Annotated in this window: 17 protein-coding genes; 8 read left to right on the top strand and 9 right to left on the bottom strand. The window is 38.4% G+C overall.

Annotated features, from left to right (window positions below; all coding sequences use genetic code 11):
• Positions 1 to 561: 561 nt before the first annotated feature.
• Both MUN88_RS00235 and MUN88_RS00230 read left to right on the top strand, forming a co-directional pair.
• Positions 562 to 1,545 (top strand): glycoside hydrolase family 43 protein, encoded by a 984-nt coding sequence (locus MUN88_RS00235; protein WP_244719429.1) that lies wholly within the window; start codon positions 562 to 564, stop codon positions 1,543 to 1,545.
• 17 nt (positions 1,546 to 1,562) lie between these two features.
• Entirely contained in the window at positions 1,563 to 2,822 is a 1,260-nt protein-coding gene (locus MUN88_RS00230) for an oligosaccharide MFS transporter (RefSeq protein ID WP_244719426.1), read from the top strand.
• 1,353 nt (positions 2,823 to 4,175) lie between these two features.
• On the opposite strand, the gene MUN88_RS00225 is transcribed toward MUN88_RS00230, so the two are convergent.
• Both MUN88_RS00225 and MUN88_RS00220 read right to left on the bottom strand, forming a co-directional pair.
• The gene (locus MUN88_RS00225; protein ID WP_244719423.1) at positions 4,176 to 5,354 is read right to left on the bottom strand and encodes an FtsW/RodA/SpoVE family cell cycle protein; all 1,179 of its coding nucleotides are present in this window, start codon (positions 5,352 to 5,354) and stop codon (positions 4,176 to 4,178) included.
• 372 nt (positions 5,355 to 5,726) lie between these two features.
• Positions 5,727 to 7,133 carry a DHA2 family efflux MFS transporter permease subunit gene (locus MUN88_RS00220; RefSeq protein ID WP_244724699.1) on the bottom strand — a complete coding sequence of 469 codons (1,407 nt, stop codon included), beginning with the start codon at positions 7,131 to 7,133 and terminating at the stop codon, positions 5,727 to 5,729.
• Positions 7,134 to 7,417: 284 nt separating this feature from the next.
• Here MUN88_RS00220 and MUN88_RS00215 point away from each other — a divergent pair, with 284 nt between their 5' ends.
• Positions 7,418 to 8,002, top strand: a complete 585-nt coding sequence (locus tag MUN88_RS00215; protein WP_244719420.1) for a TetR/AcrR family transcriptional regulator — start codon at positions 7,418 to 7,420, stop codon at positions 8,000 to 8,002.
• Positions 8,003 to 8,644: 642 nt separating this feature from the next.
• On the opposite strand, the gene ald is transcribed toward MUN88_RS00215, so the two are convergent.
• Genes ald through MUN88_RS00200 form a run of 3 tightly spaced genes read right to left on the bottom strand, consistent with a single transcriptional unit; the run spans position 8,645 to position 12,101 of the window.
• Positions 8,645 to 9,742 carry an alanine dehydrogenase gene (gene ald / locus MUN88_RS00210; RefSeq protein WP_244719417.1) on the bottom strand — a complete coding sequence of 366 codons (1,098 nt, stop codon included), beginning with the start codon at positions 9,740 to 9,742 and terminating at the stop codon, positions 8,645 to 8,647.
• Between the two features lie 21 nt (positions 9,743 to 9,763).
• Positions 9,764 to 11,113, bottom strand: coding sequence for an aspartate aminotransferase family protein (locus tag MUN88_RS00205; protein ID WP_244719414.1), 1,350 nt, complete (start codon positions 11,111 to 11,113; stop codon positions 9,764 to 9,766).
• Complete coding sequence (locus MUN88_RS00200; RefSeq protein WP_244719411.1) at positions 11,097 to 12,101, bottom strand: 2-hydroxyacid dehydrogenase; 1,005 nt, start codon at positions 12,099 to 12,101, stop codon at positions 11,097 to 11,099. The genes MUN88_RS00205 and MUN88_RS00200 overlap by 17 nt, the downstream gene beginning before the upstream one ends.
• 215 nt (positions 12,102 to 12,316) lie before the next feature.
• Here MUN88_RS00200 and MUN88_RS00195 point away from each other — a divergent pair, with 215 nt between their 5' ends.
• From MUN88_RS00195 to MUN88_RS00180, 4 genes are all read left to right on the top strand, one after another.
• Positions 12,317 to 12,958: a GntR family transcriptional regulator gene (locus tag MUN88_RS00195; protein ID WP_244719408.1), complete on the top strand. Its 642-nt coding sequence runs from the start codon at positions 12,317 to 12,319 to the stop codon at positions 12,956 to 12,958.
• A gap of 28 nt (positions 12,959 to 12,986) precedes the next feature.
• Entirely contained in the window at positions 12,987 to 14,252 is a 1,266-nt protein-coding gene (locus tag MUN88_RS00190) for a peptidase (protein ID WP_244719405.1), read from the top strand.
• An 18-nt stretch (positions 14,253 to 14,270) separates the two neighbouring features.
• A complete protein-coding gene (locus MUN88_RS00185; protein WP_244719402.1) occupies positions 14,271 to 15,695 on the top strand; it encodes an NAD-dependent succinate-semialdehyde dehydrogenase in 1,425 nt (474 codons plus the stop codon).
• Between the two features lie 209 nt (positions 15,696 to 15,904).
• Positions 15,905 to 16,966, top strand: a complete 1,062-nt coding sequence (locus MUN88_RS00180; RefSeq protein WP_244719399.1) for a tartrate dehydrogenase — start codon at positions 15,905 to 15,907, stop codon at positions 16,964 to 16,966.
• Between the two features lie 171 nt (positions 16,967 to 17,137).
• Here MUN88_RS00180 and MUN88_RS00175 read toward each other — a convergent pair whose 3' ends face one another.
• Together MUN88_RS00175 and MUN88_RS00170 are read right to left on the bottom strand one after the other, a co-directional pair.
• Positions 17,138 to 17,521: a hypothetical protein gene (locus MUN88_RS00175; protein ID WP_244719396.1), complete on the bottom strand. Its 384-nt coding sequence runs from the start codon at positions 17,519 to 17,521 to the stop codon at positions 17,138 to 17,140.
• 367 nt (positions 17,522 to 17,888) lie between these two features.
• The gene (locus MUN88_RS00170; protein WP_369810014.1) at positions 17,889 to 17,963 is read right to left on the bottom strand and encodes a putative holin-like toxin; all 75 of its coding nucleotides are present in this window, start codon (positions 17,961 to 17,963) and stop codon (positions 17,889 to 17,891) included.
• Between the two features lie 307 nt (positions 17,964 to 18,270).
• On the opposite strand from MUN88_RS00170, the gene MUN88_RS00165 reads away from it, so the two are divergent.
• Positions 18,271 to 19,449, top strand: coding sequence for a glycosyltransferase family 4 protein (locus tag MUN88_RS00165; protein ID WP_369809920.1), 1,179 nt, complete (start codon positions 18,271 to 18,273; stop codon positions 19,447 to 19,449).
• A 58-nt stretch (positions 19,450 to 19,507) separates the two neighbouring features.
• On the opposite strand, the gene MUN88_RS00160 is transcribed toward MUN88_RS00165, so the two are convergent.
• Both MUN88_RS00160 and MUN88_RS00155 read right to left on the bottom strand, forming a co-directional pair.
• Entirely contained in the window at positions 19,508 to 20,263 is a 756-nt protein-coding gene (locus MUN88_RS00160; RefSeq protein ID WP_244719394.1) for a sulfotransferase family 2 domain-containing protein, read from the bottom strand.
• Positions 20,264 to 20,317: 54 nt separating this feature from the next.
• Complete coding sequence (locus MUN88_RS00155; RefSeq protein ID WP_244719391.1) at positions 20,318 to 21,028, bottom strand: glycosyltransferase; 711 nt, start codon at positions 21,026 to 21,028, stop codon at positions 20,318 to 20,320.
• Between the last annotated feature and the right edge of the window lie 21 nt (positions 21,029 to 21,049).

The raw sequence follows: 21,049 nt of genomic DNA, 5'->3' as shown, positions 1-21,049 counted from the left end.
TATACACTACCCATCAAGTGAACTCGTGTACAGCAGTACCTGCAAGTTGTTTTATTCATATGTCATCAGTCTTTCTTTATACGAAAAGGAAGCATACATAACTTGTATTATAAGTAACTTTATATATACTCAAGTTAGTTAGGGTCGAGCGTGTTTAAGCCCTGTTTTTCCTAGTAAGAACACTCTATAAAGCGCAGTATCTTGCCGTAGCGATTAACATCACTCATTAAACAAGTGAATGAAAGAAGGGTAGTCAGTGAAATCTTGTACGTATATATTTGTATTAAGTGAAAGTCAGTTGTTGATAAGGAAAAATGGATTTTCGATAATATTATCATAACAAAAAGGTGATATGATAAAAAATGTATGCGTTTCATCTGGGAGTTCACATAACTAAATGATTAATGCGTAAATAAATTTTAGGTGATTAAACAACTTTCGTGATATTTTTATTGACACTTATACGTATGAGTGATATTCTTCTTAACGGAAGGAAACGTTTTATGTTTTTGGATAATAAATAGTTATTTCAAATTAAAGATGATCAAGAGGTGTTTAAATATGGCAGAAGAAATCAAAAATCCAATTGTATTACAACGAGCTGATCCTTTTGTTTACAAACATGAAGACGGCTATTACTATTTTACAGGTTCACATCCGTTGTACGATCGAATCGTACTGAGAAGAGCAAAAACGTTAAACGAATTACACGATGCAGAAGAAACAGCTGTTTGGTGGAAACATGAAAGCGGTCCATTAAGTCAATTAATCTGGGCACCGGAAATCCATCGTGCAGAAGGTAAGTGGTACATCTATTTCGCTGCTGCACCTGATACCAATATTGATGACGATACATTTAACCATCGTATGTACGTTCTTGAAAACGATTCAGATAATCCTATGGAAGGTGAATGGATCGAAAAAGGTGAAGTAAAGACGGGGATGTCAACGTTCGCATTAGATGCAACGATTTTCTATCACAAGGACGAATTGTACTACGTTTGGGCTCAACAGGATTTAGCAATTCAGGGTCACTCTAATTTATATATTGCAAAGATGGAAAATCCGTGGACTTTGAAAACGGAACCAGTTATGTTGACAAAACCTGAATATTCATGGGAAATCCAAGGTTTTTGGGTAAACGAAGGACCTGCTGTTTTAATTAAGAATGGAAAGGTATTCTTGACGTATTCCGGTAGTGCGACAGGTGTTGATTACTGTATGGGGATCCTTACAGCTGATGCAGACGCTGATTTGCTGGATCCAAACGCTTGGACAAAAAGTGAGGAACCTGTTTTTCAAAGTAATGAAGCAAATGGTCAGTATGGACCAGGACATAATAGTTTTACAGAATCTGAGGATGGCGAAACAATCCTAGTCTACCATGCAAGAAATTATACGGAATTAGTAGGAGATCCTTTATATGAGCCGAATCGTCAGGCTCGTGCTCAAAAAATAGAATGGGACGAGCAAGGATATCCAGTCTTCGGTGAGCCGTTACCAGATGATCGCTGGACACCGAAAACACCAGAAGTATTAAAATAAAAAAGGAGTAGACACCTATGAAAAACTTAAAGCAGTTAAAGTTTTGGAATTTTGGCGGTATGTATTACTTTTACTTTATGATCTGGGCGTTAATCTTCGCCTTTTTGCCTTTTTGGCTTAATAAAACAGCGAACCTTGATACTAGTGTTTCTGGTCTCGTATTCTCTGCAATGGCAATTACTGCCCTCGTTTTGGAACCGTTATACGGAGTGGTGCAAGATAAACTGGGCTTGAGAAAATGGTTATTCGGTTTCGTTGTACTTTGTTTATTATTTATCGGTCCATTTGTGCAGTTTGCGTTTATTCCATTATTGGAAATCAATGCGATTTTTGGTGCCGTAGTCGGCGGTGCTTATTTAAGTCTTTGTTTAAATGGCGGTGTAGGAGTCGTAGAAGCATATATCGAACGTTCCTCACGCGCCAGTAATTATGAATATGGCCACGTTCGCTTATTCGGGTCATTAGCTGGTGGTACGGCAGCGTTTATCGGTGGTATCATGTTCGTACAAAATTCATACAGTATTTTCTGGGCATGTTCTATTTCTGCCGTTGTGTTAGGTATCCTTTTATTTGTGCTTCGTGTGGATAAAGATAGCTATGGTGAAGATAATTCTGAAGAAACAGACGAGAAAGAAGAAGAAACGCCTGTTACAAAAGAAAATATTATGAATGTTTTCAAAAATCGCAGTTTCTGGGGATTCTGTATTATGATGATCGGTATTGCGACGATGTTTGACGTATTTGATCAGCAATTCCCGAACTATTTTGCAAGCTTTTTCAACGATGCATCTCAAGGTGAATTAGTATTCAGTCGAATCGCTTCTGTACAAGTATTTCTTGAAGCTGGTTTCATGATTGCAACACCTTTTATCATTAATAAAATAGGAGCCAAAAACGGTCTAATTATAGCTGGGGCGGTGTTATTTGTCCGTGTTCTTGGTTCAGCACTGTTTACCGAGATTTGGATGCTTGCAATCTGGCGCTTACTAGCAGCGATCGAAATGCCTTTAATGCTTGTTTCTATTATGAAGTACATTACTGGAGTATTTGATGTACGATTGTCTGCAACGGTTTACATGTTAGGATTTAACTTTGCTAAGCAAGTCGGTATTACCATATTCTCGTACGTAATGGGTGTATTGTACAGTGCGATTGGCTTCCAAAGTGGTTATATTGTAATGGCATTCATCATTCTGGCATTTGTTATTGTTGGTGGATTGATTATGAGAAGTGAAAAATACTATACAAAAAACAGCTTAGAACAACATGCTGCTTAGTCATTAAGTAATGTTTGTAAAACGCTTGGATATTTCACATCCAAGCGTTTTTTGTATTCTAAAATGCTAGTGAGAATTAGCAGTATCTCCTGTTAGTCTGATAGATGTTAAGGTAGGTGTCTCAAATCCATACCATTCATACGTCACATCATATTTTTGTTTTTTATCAATGATGTTCCAAGTATTTTGATTTTTTACTGACACCTTCATATCATTAAGAAAAACGTAGTAATGGTGGTCACATTTTATCTTCTTATTGGCAACTGTTACATAATCTTGACCTGCGCAATCAACCTTGACAACTTTCGTATTTTCAATGGTATTAGAATGAACCAGACTGTAAAAGCCTAGTGCTATTAAAGTCCAGCTACAACAATGGAGTATATGAAATATTTTACAAGCTGTTTGTTTTTCAAGAAACCACTCCTTTATTTATGAAAAGTCCTTGGAAGTGAACAATTCTCTAACAATGATTGACTCTTCTCTTGTTAATTTTCTTCCTGTACTATCACCGATGGTTTCGGTTAAAATGATGTTTTCGTTAAGTAAGGAAAGTATTTTATATTATGACTGTCATGAAGGCAAATCATAAAATAATATTGCAGTATGAGTTCTTATAATACGGATTATGTAAAGTATCTTAGTGTTGATTTTGATATGTCTTGAGTGCTAAGCATAGCTCCGGAAATATGCTGCGCGTCCTGTGGGGCACGGGCTACTACTTGAACAACTTCTTTGCTGCCTTGTGCCGAGTTAGCTCACTTCAAAGCGATACTTGCAGACACAGGCACAGACAAAGTGGATCTTCAGCTCGCGCGCTGACTCATGCGGAGTCTTCGCATATTTCCTACGCTTAAGGAAGTGCTACAACGTATGGAACAGCTAAAAGCAGTGGTTCTAGGCTTTATGTTATTCATTCAAATGCTATTATTTGTGGATGCGCTCAATATGCTAGTTCTTACAAAAGTTGTAGAGTACCTATCCTAGCGCAGGTCAACCACGTAGATTCCCGCGGGAGGTGCAGGTGCTGAAGATCCACTTTGTGAAGCGGTATTCTTCACAAAGTTAGCTTCAGCCGTGCCCTCAGGACGCGAAGTGGTTGGCCGGAGCGATATCCTTCCACATAACAACAATTCAAAATAACCGCTAAGCTACTTTACATAATCCGTATTAAAGGAAGTTCTATATATATTAGTTAGAACCGGGAGAATATCCGGTTTTTCTAAAGATCTTAAAATAAAACTCAAAGCAAAATTGCGGAGGAGTGGGATTATTGAGAAGTTCGTGTCGGCACAGTCAGTGATAAAAATAACGAAAATCATCATAATACAAATAAATTTTACCAGATAAGAGTTAGTGCACTTCACTCTCTTTGAACATATAATCTTCTTCTTTTAATAGTTCGCATCCAGCTTTATAAATTAATCCATATCCGATCAAAGAAGTTAAAGTGGAGCTTCCGCCGTAACTGATTAATAGTAACGGTATACCGGTAATAGGCATTATTCCTACATTCATTCCTATGTTTTGAATGGTGTGGATTAAGATTAAAGTAATATAACCAAAACAAATATATGAACCGAATAAATTGATGTTATATAATTTTAATCCAATCTGTATTAATGTATAGATTAAAAAGAAGTACAAGAAAATGACAATTGCCGCTCCGATAAAGCCGAAGTTGTGACCAATGATTGAAAATATAAAATCTGTATGAGCTTCTGGTATATAAATTGATGAGGTTTCACCTTGATACCCATGGAGGTAACCAGAACCGATAGCAACCAAGGCTTTATCAATTTGATAAGAATTACCTGAATCATTATCTCCTAATCCGATCCATGTTTCGATTCTATTAATTTGGTAATTATCAATTTTAAAAGTGTTTTGCATGACATCAGGTAGATTAATTGCCATAAAAATGAATATACTTGCTACTGTAATTGTTACAGTAGCAATTCCGAAAATTATTTTCCAATTGATACCTGAGAGGAACAACATAATAATCGTTATGCCTGCAAGAACCATAGCAGTACCAAAATCAGGCTGAAGTAATATTAAGACAACAGGCGCAAGGCCAATTAATAAAATTTTTATAAAGAGAAGTAAATCATACTTTAAGCTTGAAGTATGGAACTTCTCCTTATGCTTAGAGATGGCATAAGATAAATATAGTATGGTTGTGATTTTGGTTAGTTCAGATGGCTGAAAAGTAATTCCGTTGAATTGGAACCAGCTATTCGCTCCATTAAGAGTGGGTACTATAGTTTCAGGACTAATAAGTAAAACTACTAGTAAAGATAGGCCGAAATAATATGAAACGGTACTTAGTAAGTAAATAGTTTGTGTCTCTAATAATTGTAGGCAAGCAATTGCTATAATTCCCAGTAAAATCCATACAGCTTGTTTGAATACAAAATTCTCACCTTCATATTGATTTAATTGCTGAGCATTATAAATAGCAAAAAGACTAACGCCTGTAAATAGTAGCAGAATATATAATAAGTCGTACCTAACATACATTTTTCTCATAAGTAACTTCCTTTATCATGTAATTGAATAAGCTTGTTATCTTGTTATACAACTTTTTAATCTATTTATTCTTGTTTCATAGAAATCCTTCAATATTGTACTAATTTCATTTAAGATAAGTAAAACGAGCTCACCTGTGAAAAAGGACAGGACAGCTATTAAACAAATCCAAAACCAAGTTTTCATTCGTTGCTTTCACCATGTGAAACTACTAGTAAAGCGCTATCTATCTGCACTAAGCCCTAAAGATTAGTTTAACATAAAATTCCATTTATTCCTATCGAAAGCAAAATAAAGATACTTGATGATTTTCGAGTGTCAATAGCAAAAAAAAGACTTGACCAATGGCCAAGTCTTTCCCACTAATTTATGCTAATTAGAAGTTTGTAAGCTGTTTTCAGATGCTTGTTTTACCCGTTTAATAAAGAACGAGAGGACAAGGCTGATGAATGCAAAAAATAACATCGTAAAGTAGGCATCATTAATACCTTGAATGGACGCTTCCATTGTTAAATGTTCCTGTGATCCGGCAGCGCCATTTGTGATCATTTCTTGAAGGTGGTCTTTTGTTCTGCTCGTCATAATCGTGACAATTAACGATGTACCGATGGCTCCGGCTACTTGACGGGTGGTGTTCGATATCGCTGTACCGTGTGCGTGCAAACTATTCGGCAATTGATTTAAACCAGCTGTTTGTAATGGCATCAAGAACAGCGCCATACCTAATCTACGTCCAGCATACATTAAAATCAGTACCGTATAGCTGATCGAATCGGTCAGATTAGTAAAGGAATAGGTTGTAAGCAAAATAATAATTAACCCGATAATTGCAAGCCATTTGACTCCAAATCGATCAAACAATCTACCAACAGCAGGACTCAGCAAGCCCATCAACAATGCACCAGGTAACATTAATAAGCCTGATTCTAACGCAGAAAAACCTCGGGCATTTTGTAAATAAAGTGGTAATAAAATCATATCTGCGTACATGACAAATGTTACGGTGCAGTTAATAATGGTTGTTAAGGAAAACATATTGTAACGGAAAACCCGTAAGTCAAGAAACGGATCATTTGACTTAAGCTGTCTCCAAGTAAATACGCCAATTGTGATAAAACCGATTATGAGTGATATTACAACTTCCAAATGCCCCCACCCATTATTACCTGCTTCACTGAATCCATATAAAATACCGCCGAAACCAATAGTGGATAATACGAGACTGACAAAATCCATTTTGCTAGTTGTTGTTTCTGATACATTTTTCAAAAAGATTGATGCGCATATAATAATTATAAGAACAAATGGAATCATTCCAAAAAATAACACACGCCAAGAAAAATTATCTAAAATATATCCGGCCAATGTCGGACCAATAGCAGGTGCGAAGATGATTGCCAGTCCAACAGTCCCCATTGCTGTTCCCCGTTTTTCTGGTGGGAATAATGACAATACGACATTCATTAACAAAGGCATCATAATTCCTGTTGATGCGGCTTGAATCAGACGACCAGAAAGTAATATGACAAAAGTTGGTGCAATTGCAGATACGAGAGTACCTATAAGGAAAATAATCATTGCAGCTAAGTATAATTGTCTTGTCGAGAAGCGTTTCATTAAGAATCCAGTAACCGGAATCAATACGCCATTTACCAGCATGTAACCTGTAGTCAGCCATTGTCCAGTTGACGCGTCTATGTTAAATGCTTCCATTAGTGGTGGGAGTGCGACTGTCATCGTGGTTTGATTAAATAATGCAAAAAACGAACCTAAAATCATAATGGTTAAAATCGACCATTTTTTTGCATTATTTCCTGTTTTAGCACTAGTTGTCAATATTGTTCATCCTTTCTGCAACCTTTATGGTTGATCAAGCTATTTAATTTACAAATTGTTGTTTAAATTAAGACACAAAGAACATTATAATTGTTATTATGCCAGTATTCAACCAACAATAATTTATAAAGTGTAAATTAGTTTACAAATTGAACTATAGTGTAGCAAAATAGAGACAAATACTACATTAAATAATCATATGTAAATATAGAGTGGGAGGAAAGAGAATGGTGAAGACAAAAGAAAAAGTCGATCCACGTATTATTCGTACACGTCAGTTACTTCGAGATGCCTTTATCGATTTGCTGTTAGAAATGGATATTAAGAAAATTTCAGTTAACCGGCTGGCAGAAAGGGCTACCATTAATCGGGTAACATTTTATCTGCATTACAAAGATATTACTGATATGATGGACAAGATGGCGGATGATATGGTAGAAGATATCTCCAGTGTTATAGAAGAGGCAAGAATCAACCGAACATCAAAACAGCCTACAGGAGAAGTATTGTCCAAATGCCTGGAGCATATAGCAGCTAATGCTAACTTTTATAAAGTCGTTCTGACAACGAGAGGCGTTCCAGTATTTAAAGATCGCCTTATGCAGCTTCTGGTGGACAAAATTATGTCCGGAATTGAAAATCGAGGCAATGAATCTTTTGCCGAGAAAGCGAGTATTCAAAAAGAGATACTGATCTGGTATGATTCATCTGCATTGATTGGAACAATTGTTGCTTGGTTGAGAAATGATATGCCATACAGTCCGAATTATCTGGCACAGCAATTTGCGTTAATTCATAATCGTCATAAGTGAGTTAGGTGAGAACAGGTTTTAAGTTTTCGATAAAAGCATCGGAACCTTTCGCAAATATACGTTTTTATGAACGATGCACGATTAGAAGATGTGTTCTCTGTTGAAGGGAATTTCAATGGAAGGAAGGCCAAACGAACGAAACGCCTGAAGTTAGAGCAACTTCAAGCGTAAGGAAAGCGAGATAGAGAAGAAACGCCTGAACCAAGAAAAATCTGTAATGTATCTTTATACAGCTAATTGCCACTGTATTGCAAACATTATAAATAACTTTTAAACGATTTAGGTAATACATGCGGAGATTGCTGCCTGCTGGACCACAATGGATACGAGTTTTGCCTCTTGCTCGACAATTTCACTATCTAATACTAAATAGAAGATTCTATCGGACAACTCCGCATCATTTCCATCGGTTTTTGTCCGTTTGAACACTTCTATCGGACAATTAGTGAATTCACAATAGAGAATGAAGAGAAGTGTTCTAAAAAAAGTGTCATTTCGTAGTTCCCTTCATCTATAACGTAGCAATAGAGATTGATATCTTGATTGGTCGGTTTCAAGCCTTCACACATTCATTTCTGTCCACGCTAAAGCATCTATAGTCTTTGGACAATGAGAGCATAGGACAAATTATGCATTATATTCTCAATTAACCAATGTCTTCTCAAGATCTTTCGCAACTAGCTCGTGTGTAATTTTCCCGTTTTCGACATTGATGCCTTTTTGGATCGATGGTTTCCTTTTGCATGCTTCCGTAAGACCTTTATTGGCAATGCTGAGTGCATAGGGGAGGGTGACATTGGTTAGCGCATTTGTTGCGGTTCTCGGGACAGATCCAGGCATGTTTGCTACTGCATAATGAACGACGTCATGTTTTGTGTACGTAGGGTGATCGTGAGTCGTAATGTGATCGACAGTTTCGACAATGCCGCCTTGATCAATGGCCACATCCACAATGACAGAGCCTGGACTCATCTTTTTAACTACTTCTTCTGAAACGAGCTTTGGTGCTTTTCCGCCCGGAATGAGCACGCCACCGATTACCAGGTCGGATTCTGTCACTGCACTGGCAATGTTTGCTGGATTGGATATCAGTGTGCGGATGTGATTGCCAAATAAGTCATCCAATTCTCGTAGTCTATCAGGATTAAGGTCAATTATTGTCACGTCTGCACCTAATCCGATGGCAATTTTGGCTGCATTTGTCCCGACAACACCACCGCCAATAACGGTTATTTTACCGCGTGAGACGCCAGGGACACCAGATAAGAGAATTCCTTTTCCTCCATGTATTTTTTCTAAAAACTGTGCACCTATTTGTGAAGCCATCCTTCCGGCGATTTCACTCATTGGTGTAAGCAAGGGCAATTTTCCATTCTCTTCAATGGTTTCATAGGCGATAGCTGTGATCTTTGAATCGATTAATGCATTCGCTAATTCCGGTTCTGCTGCTAGATGTAAATAAGTAAAGAGGATGAGATCTTCCCTGAAATAACGATATTCTGATGCTAATGGCTCTTTTACCTTTAGAATCATATCAGCCTGCTTCCACACATCGTCTGCGTTAGCCTCGATGGTCGCACCTGTTTCGAGGTATTCCTGATCTAAGAAACCACTACCTGTACCAGCGTCCTTTTCTATTACAACCTGATGTTCATTATCGATAAATTGTGCTACTCCTGTTGGTGTCAGCGCAACACGATTTTCATTATTTTTTATTTCTTTAGGAACGCCAATAATCATAGATAATCTCCTTTCGGTTCATTATAATTTGGCTATCGCCATTTTCAATGCATCGATGATTAGCTGGAGTTCATCTTTGGTGATAGAAAGCGGTGGAGACATGGTAATAATATTATTAAACCCAGCAACGGTATCACTAGTCTTACCAATTAATATATGCTGTTCTTTACACACTTTCACGATGCTTGCTGCTCGTTCCTCTTCTATTGGTTCTTTTGATGTTTTATCTTTCACTAATTCAATACCTGCGAGTAATCCTTTTCCGCGGATGTCTCCTACATTCGGGTGGTCCATTAATGGTTGTAATTCTTGCAACAACCATTCACCTAGAGATTCGGAGTTTTGAATGAGTTGTTCCTCTTCGATAATTTCAAGATTTTTTAAAGCAACGGCACAAGCGGCGGGGCTACCACCAAACGTATTAACATGACGAAAATGATCATAATCGTCAGTTGTAGTAAAAGTTTCATAGATTTCTCGTTTCACGGCTGTAGCAGCAAGAGGCATATATCCACTTGTTAATCCCTTCGCCATGGTGACAATATCAGGCTGCACGTCATAATGATTGAAACCAAATGGCTTACCGGTTCGGCCAAATCCACAAATCACTTCATCGCAGATTAGTAAAGCGCCATGTTTCTCACAAATTTCTTTCACCCGCTTCATGTAACTATCATGAGGAACAAGGACGCCACCTCCAGTAATGATCGGTTCCATAATGACGGCGCCGATTGTTTCACTCATTTCCCAGGTCATTACTTTATCGATTTCATTGGCTGCTTCGACACAACACGTTCCATCTTCGCGGTGGAATTGGCTTCGATAACAATCTGGTGGAGAAACGTGTAAGAATCCTTGCGCTAAAGGTTCGTATTTATAGGCGCGCTGCATCTGACCGCCAGCTGCAAGTGTAGCGATGGTACTTCCATGATAAGAGCGGTATCTAGACACAACTTTATGTTTACTAGGTTTACCTTTCTGATGAAAATATTGCCTTGTAATTTTAAAGGCTGTTTCATTCGCTTCAGAGCCGCTATTGGAAAAGAAAATCACATAATCGCCGCCAAGCCATTCATTAAGCTTCTCGCTTAATTCAATGGCCGGTACATGGCTATTCATTAATGGATAATAAGACATCTCTTTCAGCTGCTCACTGGCCACATCAGCAATTTCCTCACGTCCGTACCCAGCATTCACGCACCATAATCCTGCCATTCCGTCTAGGTATCTATGATCGTTAATGTCTGTTATCCAAACGCCACCAGCTTTTTTTGTGATCATGGTTGCATCTGGATTATATTTTTTCATGGCATGCCATACATACTGCTCATCTTTACGAAAGAGATTACCGGTATTAAATTTCATATTCATTTCCCTCCGTTTGAATGAAAAGTTCTCTATTGATTAAGTTGGCAGGCTTCTTCCCACTTAAACCTTCATTCAGGTTTTGAGCGGCTAGTTTCGACATGGCTAATTCTGTTTCATAGGTAGAGGATCCGATATGTGGAGTAGTGACGACGTTTGTTAGTTGGAGTAATTCATTGTCATGGTTTACTGGTTCTTGCCGATAAACATCTAAACCAGCAGCGCGTATTTTTTTCTGCTTTAAGGCTTCGACTAGTGCGGTTTCATCAACTGTTGCTCCTCTCGAACCATTGATAAAAATAGCGGAGCGTTTCATTAAATCAAATTCCCGTTTACCAATTAAATCTCTCGTGCTCGGTGTTAAAGGCGTCATTAAGCAAATGAAATCAGCTTTCGTTAATAACGTATCCATTTCACAATAGGTTGCATTGTATCTCTTTTCTGCATCTTCGTTACGTGTGCGGTTATGGTAGAGAACATTCATGTTGAATCCACCGTAAGCTCGTTTGGCGATAAGTGAACCAATCGTTCCCATGCCGATAATGCCAATTGTTTTATGATGGACATTGACACCAAATTGATCATGTGTAAGATACTGTTTCCAGCCGCCGCTCCGTAAATAATTGTGAAGTTCAGGAATTCGTCTGGCAGTTGCTATCAAAATACCGAAAACAGCATCAGCAGTTGTTTCTTCGAGCACACCAGGTGTGTTAGTAGCCATTACACTGTATTTTGTCATCGCTTCGATGTCCAGATTGTTATAACCGGTCGACACATTACATACAATCTTTAAAAGCGGCGCCTGTTTTAATAATTCTTCGGTTACTGGGAGTTCGAGACCGATAATTCCTTCGGTGTCTTTTAAATCAGCTAAGAATAATTCATGTTTTAGAGGATTGATATGTTGGTAGTTTACGACGTTGTAACGCGTTTTTAGTTTTTCCTGGACTTCCCTGGACACACGATTATAAACCATTACTTTCGCTTTTTTCATAAGAGAAGTCTCCTTTCGTTCGGGAGGATACTTGTCGTATGTCGACAAGATGAGGTATACTTATAATTTTGCACATATTTCAGGAAAAGTCAATAGTTCGTAATATTCAGATATATTATTGACAGTTAGCATACTAGCGGGTAAAATGTGGTTATATTATAGTTATGTCGACAATCGTTCAGGAGTGCTAATAAATTTTATGAAGGAAGAGAGTAATGAATGATAACAATAAACTAGTTCAAAAACCGCTCAGTGAAGTGATATCAGAAGAAATTAGAAAACGTATTTGGAATGGTGAAATTGAGTTTGGTGAGCGACTTTATGAAGCAAGTCTGGCCGAAGAATTTGGGGTGAGCAGAAGTTCGCTGAGAGAAGCCTTGCAAACATTGGAGTTTGAAGGGTTACTTGAGAATAAGGCAAGAAGAGGTACCTTTGTTATTAAACATAGTGATGAAGATGTTCGTGAGATTATGGAAGTTCGGGCTATTCTGGAAACACAGGCATTTATCAATGCATCAGAAGTGATGACAGCAGAAGATTTCCAGCAATTAAGTAACATTATCGATGAAATGAAAGAATTGGCCAAGACAGATGATTGGAATGCGATGTTTGATCTGGATTTGAAATTCCATTTATTTGTCGTCCATTTGTGTAATAACTCGCGAATAGTGAAGATGTATGATTTGATTCAAGTTCAAATACGCACCTTTTTGTCGGAGCTAGATACGTATTATAAGCAGAACAAAGAATTGTTTTACAAGGAGCATGAAGATTTGTTTCATGCATTGCAAGTACAGGATAAATCTCTGATAGAATTATCCGTCAGAAGACATATTTATTTAAGAGAGCATGAGTGATCCCAACAACAGTAAGGGGGAAATAATTTTGGATTTGTCTCAACAGATTAAAACATGTATTGATGGCAAACGAGAGCATTATACCACCCTGCTTCAACGAATGGTGCAGCAGCCTAGTACAGTGGGCAATGAACAAGGCGTGCAGACTATTGTTGCCGAAAAATTACATGAATTGGACTTAGAGGTCGATGTTTGGGAACCAGATTATCAAACACTTTCACAAAATCCTTTTTTTAATTCGACGCGTAAAAGTTTTAAAGGGAGTCCGAATGTCGTTGGTGTATTGCCTGGTTCAGGGGGAGGTCATTCGATTATGTTAAATGGTCATATTGATGTCGTCCCAGCAGGTGATTTGGATCCGTGGGAGGATGATCCTTTTTCAGGAAAGGTGAAGGATGGCAAATTATTCGGTCGAGGTGCAACCGATATGAAAGGTGGGAACCTGGCTTTGATTATAGCGCTGGAAACCATAAAAGAAATGAATCTGACGTTAAAAGGAGATATCATTTTTTGCAGTGTGATTGAGGAAGAGTCTGGTGGCTCTGGAACGCTCTCTGCTATCGAAAAAGGTTACAAGGCAGATGTTGCATTAATTCCAGAACCAAGTCAAATGAAAATTTTCCCTAAGCAACAAGGTTCGAATTGGTTTCGACTTAAGGTCAAGGGTATATCTGCGCATGGTGGTACGAGGTACGAGGGAGTGAGCGCGATTGATAAAGGGGTACTCGTTTATCAAACCCTCCTCGAATTAGAGAAAAAACGAAACGATCGTATCACAGATCCGTTGTATGCAGACAATCCAATTCCGATCCCTTTAAATGTTGGTAGTTTTAAAGGTGGATACTTCCCTTCAGCGGTACCTGATCACGTAGAAATTGAGGGTAGGTATGGTATTGCGCCAGGAGAAACAATTGAAGAGGCAAGGCAAGAGTTTGAAGATACTTTGGCCAATTTAGCAGAAAAAGATCCATGGTTTCAGAAGCATCCCGTTGAGGTGGAATGGTTTGGCTTACGTCTTCCTCCTGGTGACTGTCCGTTAAATCACGCCTTTATGGACGTTCTAAAAGCAACCTATACATCGATTAAACAAGAAGAACCGGTTATTGCTGGTTCAACATGGGGGACGGATGGCGGACTGCTGACACAGGCAGGTGATATCCCAAGTGTTATTTTTGGACCGGGAACAACCAGCATGGCCCATTTTGCAAATGAATATATTGAACTCGATAAAATCTTTGAAACAGCTGAAATTATTACACATGCTATCATTGAGTGGTGTAATACCAATAAATGATAATAAGGTGGTGCTAACATGAATGGATTAAATTATATAAATGGCGAATGGACCGGTCAACAACTCGAACAGAAGAATATCTACAACCCGGCAACAGGCGATATCGTCGGAACCATACCAAAAGCGGGTGCAAAAGAAACGAGTGTAGCAATTGACGCAGCTGCGGCATCTTTTAAAAGCTGGTCAGAAGCGACTGTTTATGAGCGATATCGATTACTGAAAGAATGGGCGAAACTAATTATTGATCAGAAGGAAGAAATCGCAAGGATTATGACATTAGAAATGGGAAAACCGTTAGCAGAATCTCGTGGTGAAATCGATTATGCCGTGTCTTATATTGATTGGTATGCAGAAGAAGGGAAGCGAATCTATGGGGAAGTGATTCCCTCTCATAAACCGAATAATAGAATGCAAGTTTGGAAGAAACCCGTAGGTGTTGTCGCAGCTATTACTCCGTGGAACTTCCCGGCAGCCATGTTAACTAGAAAGATGGCTCCGGCTTTTGCAGCTGGATGTACAGTTGTTGTGAAGCCATCCGGAGAAACACCCTTAACCGCAATCAAATTAGTGGAGCTTTGCCATGAGGCAGGTTTCCCTGCCGGTGTTGTGAATATAGTTACCGGTTCATCCACTGAAATTGGTGGAGAGTTGATGGGGAATGCCAAAGTGAAGAAAGTGACATTTACCGGTTCTACCGCTGTTGGCAAAAAACTGATGGAACAAGGTGCCAAGCAATTGAAGCGATTATCGCTTGAGCTTGGAGGTCATGCTCCTATTATTATTTTAGATGATACGGATCTCGATAAGGCAGTGGAAGGAACAATGGCATCGAAGTTCAGAAATGCCGGTCAAACGTGTGTATGTGGGAATAGAATCTATGTGCAAGAGGGAATCTATGACGCTTTTATCGAGCGTTTTGCTGAAAAAGTAAAAAGCATGAAGCTTGGTAATGGTCTGAATAGTGATACAGATATTGGCCCGTTAATTAATCACGGAGCAGTAGAAAAAGTGGAAGAGCATGTAAATGATGCGGTGTCGAAAGGAGCACAAGTGGTTGTTGGCGGAGACCGAAATGCTGCGGCTGGCGACAATTATTATGCACCAACCGTTTTGAAGGATGTCAATGCTAATATGATTGTGATGAAGGAAGAAACATTTGGCCCAGTCGCTCCGATTCAAAAGGTGAGAACAGATGCAGAAGCAATACAATTAGCGAATGATACGCCTTATGGTCTGGCGGCGTATGTATTTACCGAGAACTTAAGCAGAGGTATGAAGCTGATTGAGAATCTCGATTACGGTGTTGTCGGCTGGAATGAAGGAATCGTCTCTGCCGCACAAGCTCCTTTTGGCGGAATGAAAGAAAGCGGCGTTGGCAGAGAAGGCGGCCATCAGGGTATTGAGGACTTTTTAGAGAAACAATATGTATCGATTGGTATATGATCTTAATGTCACTTGGCTATGATGAAGAAGATGGAGGGATACATGGAGAGTTTGGTGAAACTAAGTGGATGTATCGAAAACGCTAAGTGTTCGCATAGCCGGTTGAATGTATTTCGTCATGTATGTGGAATGTTCATGAGCGTGAGAAAGATAAGGCGAGTCTTGAGCGGTTACAACTATTCATATTTTACAAAAAAAGAAGGTGCCTTATGGTTACACATGACATAGCTGTGATTCCCGGTGATGGAATTGGAAAAGAGGTTGTCCCTGTATCGCTGGATTTGTTAAATGTATTAGCAGATATCCATGGCGGTATTACCTTTCAGTTTACGGAATTTCCGTGGGGATGTGATTATTATCTAGCACATGGAGAAATGTTGCCAAAGGATGGTATCAATGAATTAAAGCAGCATGAGCAAATTTTTTTAGGCGCTGTCGGCGACCAAAACCTTGTTCCAGACCATATCTCTTTATGGGGATTATTGATTAAAATTAGGCGAGAGTGTCAACAGGTTATAAATTTACGTCCTGTAAAATATATAGAAGGTGTGTCATCCCCCTTAGCCAATCCAAACGATTTTGATTTTATGGTTGTTCGTGAAAATAGTGAAGGTGAATATAGTGAGATTGGCGGAACCATGCACAGTGGTCCTGATGAAATAACCATTCAAAACGCAGTATTCACCAGGAAAGCAGTAGAACGAACGATCAGATTTGCATGTACCTTGGCCGAAGAGCGAAATCAAAAAGTGACAAGTGCCACTAAATCTAACGGTATCGTTTATAGTATGCCATTTTGGGATAAGATCTTTGCGGAAGTAGGCGAAGATTATCCGAAGCTTGAAAAGCAATCACAGCATATTGATGCATTGTCAGCTTTTTTAGTAACAAAGCCGAGTAGCTTTGATGTGATCGTTGGAAGTAATTTATTTGGAGATATATTGACAGACATTGGAGCAGCAATAATGGGAAGTATAGGCATTGCCCCAGCTGCTAACATTAATTTAGAAGGAAAATATCCTTCCATGTTTGAACCGGTTCATGGTTCAGCTCCAGATATTGTTGGTAAAGGGATTGCGAATCCAATCGGACAAATTTGGTCGGCGAAGATGATGCTGGATCATATTGGTTATCCAGAGCTCGCCACACTATTATTCAACGCTATGGCAAGCACCATTACGTCTGGAATTAAAACACCTGATTTAGGAGGGAATCAAACTACTGAAGAAGTGGTAGATGAAATAAATAAAAGACTGTTAGCAGATTCATAACATGCTGTTGTGTCAGTACTTTATACAATAATGAGCAGTTTTTTGCTCTTTTTTCATACGTTAGGAGAGATTCTAACGATGAAGAATCGAGGTGGTGAAACTTTAGAATGCACCAAAAGTATAAGTGGATATTCGGCACTCGCTAAAAGATGAGGCGAATGCCGAATCTTTCTAATAGTAATAGTTTGGATATGGATACGGATAATAAGGGTAACCTGGATAATCTGCAGAATAAGGATATGGAGGATATGGAGGATATGGGTACTGATACTGATAAGGATATGGTGCTGTATATGGTCCTGGAGAAGCCGCTGTGCCTAGTAATAGACCAGTAGCTGCTCCTGCTGCGAAACCTAATGGATTAAAGGGATTATTGTGTGGTGGATGATGTGGATGATGTCCGTTTCCGTGATTTGGTCCTGGGGCGTGATGGGATCCAGGTCCATTTGGTCCATGCCCACCACCGTGATGGGGGCCATGATGAGTGCCACCTCCGCCATGATGTGATGGGTTCCGAAAATAACCTTGCTGAAATGATTGTATAGGATCATTCATAAATATCACCTCTTTGGAAATATGATTCTCAATAGCATATGCCCATCTAGTGGGGAATGGACCAAAAATGCTATAAAAAATCAAAAAGCAATGCACGAATTAGATCTTTTCAAAAACGAATTCTACTTGAATTATAAGAATGCTGGGAATTTTCAACGAATGATACGTATAGGGTAAGGGTTATAGAAAGCGAGACAAATACTCATGACAAACTCGCTGCAAACTGTTATAATAAATATAAGATCAACACAAATATAAAAGCCACAGCAAACACTGTGGCTTTCGGATAAGCGGTTCCCCCAGAGAGGGTTCGGCTATCTTGCGCGATAGACCTCACCTAGTCACTTGTCAGGGTAAATAGGGAGGTCTATTTTTTATTGATTATCGAAACAATCAAAGCGAGTAGTGCGATAAGCATTGTGCCAAATGAAAAAAGCACCATAAAGCTCTCATACATACTCAGTGGCATCACCCCCTTTCGACGGGGATTAGCCGACTTCTCCCTAATAGAACATTATCCACGTCAATTATAACAAAAAAACTTCGAACATACATTCTTTTTTTGTGCATTTCTTTCGATGAAATGAAGAAAATTGCTTCAGCCAGATTCCTATTTCCCCTAATAGATAAGGAATGAAAAAATGAAAGATCAGAGCATGCTATTTCTCGTTTTTCCTCTTTCCCTTAAGAGTTAACATTACCAGCTAACTTTACATATACATAGTATGAATACGAAGGGGGATGACGGTATGTATTCGGATGAAACAAATGAGGAATTAGAATGTGGTAAGAAAATGAAAAACCAACACAGTGAATTAGTCGAGAAAACAGCTCTTTCACTCGACCAACCTGAGAACATAAATATATTATTCGTATATTATGTCCCAAGCGGGGGAGTAGAGACATTAAATCGTCAAAGATCAGCTGTACTTCAATCTCATCATATAAACCCGCATTTTCTGTATTATGAAAAAAGACGAGAACTTGTGAATGATCATGGTGCTCCAACTTATATTACCAAGGATGTTAATGACTTGAAAGAAATCCTTGCAAAGAATAATTACAGTGCTTTAGTAGTGACTTCAGACTTTGATATCCTGCCAGTCTTCCGTTCATTAGGATTCCGAGGAAAGATAATTCTAGAAATTCAAGGATACGGGCCAAAAAGTGTGGCTAAATCAGTGCTTCAATCGGCTGTTCCTACCGTAATGAAGCACGCTGATGCTTTTTTAACACCGAAAACACCTCATATAGTAGAATTGATAGACGAATTCTATCCGACTGTTCCGACATTTCATTTTAACAACTCATTTGATACGAAACAGTTTGGTTATGTACCTTCAAGTGAAAAAAATTCTCCCATTATTGCTTGGATTGGACGTATTGAGGATAATAAAAATTGGAGGGAATTCTTGCAGATTGGCAAGGAAATGATTCAGTATAATTCCAATATACAGTTGTATATGTATGAAGATCCTACGATCAGCACACCAACAGAGCGGAATGCATTCAATCTCATGATAAAAGAGCTTGGTTTAGAAGACAGTCTTACCATCCATGCGAATGTACCACATGAAAAAATGGCGGAGCATTTTTCAAGAATTGGTGATTCTGGAGGATTTTTATGTTCTACTTCAAAGGTAGAAGGCGCACCATTATCGATTTTGGAAGCAATGAGCTGCCGTTGTCCAGTGTTGACAACAGATTCTGACGGAGTAAAAAGTTCTGTTATTCATAATCAGACTGGAAAATATTATACACTAGGAAATGTAACAGAAGCTGTGGAACAAGCGAAAGAACTGATGTCCAATCATTCATCAAGAAACGCCATTATTAAAAATGCAGACAGTCATTTGCAAACAAGTTTTAGTCCGGAATGCTATGGACAAAACTTTGTAAAGATGTTGCATGACTTAGGAGTAAAATGAAACAAAACCGGGACGCTATGTTCCGGTTTTGTTATACTTAATCTTATTTGATTCTATCTTATTTAGCATAGCCGAATCTCTTAAAATCTTTCGCATATAAGTCAGCAACTAAATGTTCTGTTTCTTCGTCATAAAATTGATCATATTTCGGTATGTTATCTAGATCCTTAATCGTGATGGGAACATCCGAAAAGTGAATCTCCTTCGTTTCTTTCATTTTTTGCTTCATGTGATGAGGTGAACGAGTAATTTCTGACAGGGGAGAGACTGCTAAGTTAAATTGCTTTTCAATTAGCGGGATTTGTTCGTTGAAGTCTTCCAGTTTTAGATAACGGTCAATAAAATATTCTTCCCCTTCTTCGTATTGTTCCGCTATGTGTAGATCAATTTTATCACCGCTCACTCCAAGCCGCTTTACTTGGTGCAAAAATTGCTTAAAGGAAATTCCGGTATTGACTCCAGGAAACACGCTCTCTCGAATCTGTTCATTCCCTATCATGCTTAAGAAGGAACTAACAGCTCTTCTATATGGATTGCGAACCAGTTTATATACTTTTTTCTCTCCTTTTAATAGCTCTTTCCTTACGTTTTCTTTATAATCCTTTTGCCTGTAAAATTGTTCTTCACGGTATAAATGAACCCATGGATCATAATCTAATGCCGTTTGAAGTAAGCCGATTTGATAAAAATACCACTTGATTAAAGAGGTACAGCCTCCTTTTGGTCTCCAAAAAAATATTAGTGGAAATTCTTCGTCGTATAATGGTGGTGGCCAGCTCAATAACTTATCAATATACTTTTGTTTTTCTAGCAATTGATCACACCTCTATCCTAATTTATTTCTCATCGAAACAATCTGTTTCCTCTGTTATTTAATATTAAATAATTTTAATAATTGTGGACGATAAATTTGTTCAATTTTATGCATTTCTTTGTAAAGCTCAGGTAAGTGTTTATTTGTACCGGACTCTTCGTGTCTGCGGAAATTAGTAAGCACTTCATCTAAGTAATGAAATTTATATCCTTTCACGATTAATCGATACCACATTTCGTAATCCTGTGTGTAGCGATACTCTGGCTTAAATAATCCGAATTGATCGAACAAATCTTTTTTTATCATAACTGTACATCCGTTCACAATATTCGTCAGCAAAAATCGTTTGTAAAATTCGGCGTCATCCTTTAATCGATACCCTCCCCATTTCATGGTTACATTGTTTTCGTTGTCAATAATATCAAAATTAGTGAAGCTGATTAATGCCTTATTGTCTTGAGTAAATGTCATTTGTTTAGCAACTTTTTCTGGATAAAACACATCATCAGAACTAAGCCATACAAGATAATCTCCAGTGGCTTCTTGTATACCTCGATTTAAAGCGGTAGCTGTACCACCATTTTCTTTCCTGATATATGTTAATTGGTTCATATAGGGTTTTATTTTTTCCGTATAAGAAGTAGATCCGTCATCAACTACAATGATCTCTACGTTATCATAGGTTTGTGCCAGTGCACTCTCAATTGCCTGATCCACATAGGAACAGTTGTAAAACGGCATTACAATCGTTACTTTAGGGTTCATCTATACCCCTCCTTAAAATAT

Source organism: Gracilibacillus caseinilyticus, from assembly GCF_022919115.1.
Classification (GTDB): Bacteria; Bacillota; Bacilli; order Bacillales; family Amphibacillaceae; genus Gracilibacillus; species Gracilibacillus caseinilyticus.
Note: the sequence above shows the minus strand (reverse complement) of the source record. Positions and strands in the feature narration are given on the sequence as shown.

What these genes read in the sequence shown, in the direction of transcription:
- MUN88_RS00185 (WP_244719402.1), top strand. Translation starts at nt 14,271, where the DNA reads ATGAATGGATTAAATTATATAAATGGCGAATGGACCGGTCAACAACTC.
- MUN88_RS00205 (WP_244719414.1), bottom strand. Translation starts at nt 11,113, where the DNA reads ATGAATATGAAATTTAATACCGGTAATCTCTTTCGTAAAGATGAGCAG.
- MUN88_RS00195 (WP_244719408.1), top strand. Translation starts at nt 12,317, where the DNA reads ATGAATGATAACAATAAACTAGTTCAAAAACCGCTCAGTGAAGTGATA.
- MUN88_RS00235 (WP_244719429.1), top strand. Translation starts at nt 562, where the DNA reads ATGGCAGAAGAAATCAAAAATCCAATTGTATTACAACGAGCTGATCCT.
- MUN88_RS00200 (WP_244719411.1), bottom strand. Translation starts at nt 12,101, where the DNA reads ATGAAAAAAGCGAAAGTAATGGTTTATAATCGTGTGTCCAGGGAAGTC.
- MUN88_RS00165 (WP_369809920.1), top strand. Translation starts at nt 18,271, where the DNA reads ATGTATTCGGATGAAACAAATGAGGAATTAGAATGTGGTAAGAAAATG.
- MUN88_RS00225 (WP_244719423.1), bottom strand. Translation starts at nt 5,354, where the DNA reads ATGAGAAAAATGTATGTTAGGTACGACTTATTATATATTCTGCTACTA.
- MUN88_RS00175 (WP_244719396.1), bottom strand. Translation starts at nt 17,521, where the DNA reads ATGAATGATCCTATACAATCATTTCAGCAAGGTTATTTTCGGAACCCA.
- ald (WP_244719417.1), bottom strand. Translation starts at nt 9,742, where the DNA reads ATGATTATTGGCGTTCCTAAAGAAATAAAAAATAATGAAAATCGTGTT.
- MUN88_RS00220 (WP_244724699.1), bottom strand. Translation starts at nt 7,133, where the DNA reads ATGATTTTAGGTTCGTTTTTTGCATTATTTAATCAAACCACGATGACA.
- MUN88_RS00230 (WP_244719426.1), top strand. Translation starts at nt 1,563, where the DNA reads ATGAAAAACTTAAAGCAGTTAAAGTTTTGGAATTTTGGCGGTATGTAT.
- MUN88_RS00155 (WP_244719391.1), bottom strand. Translation starts at nt 21,028, where the DNA reads ATGAACCCTAAAGTAACGATTGTAATGCCGTTTTACAACTGTTCCTAT.
- MUN88_RS00180 (WP_244719399.1), top strand. Translation starts at nt 15,905, where the DNA reads ATGGTTACACATGACATAGCTGTGATTCCCGGTGATGGAATTGGAAAA.
- MUN88_RS00215 (WP_244719420.1), top strand. Translation starts at nt 7,418, where the DNA reads ATGGTGAAGACAAAAGAAAAAGTCGATCCACGTATTATTCGTACACGT.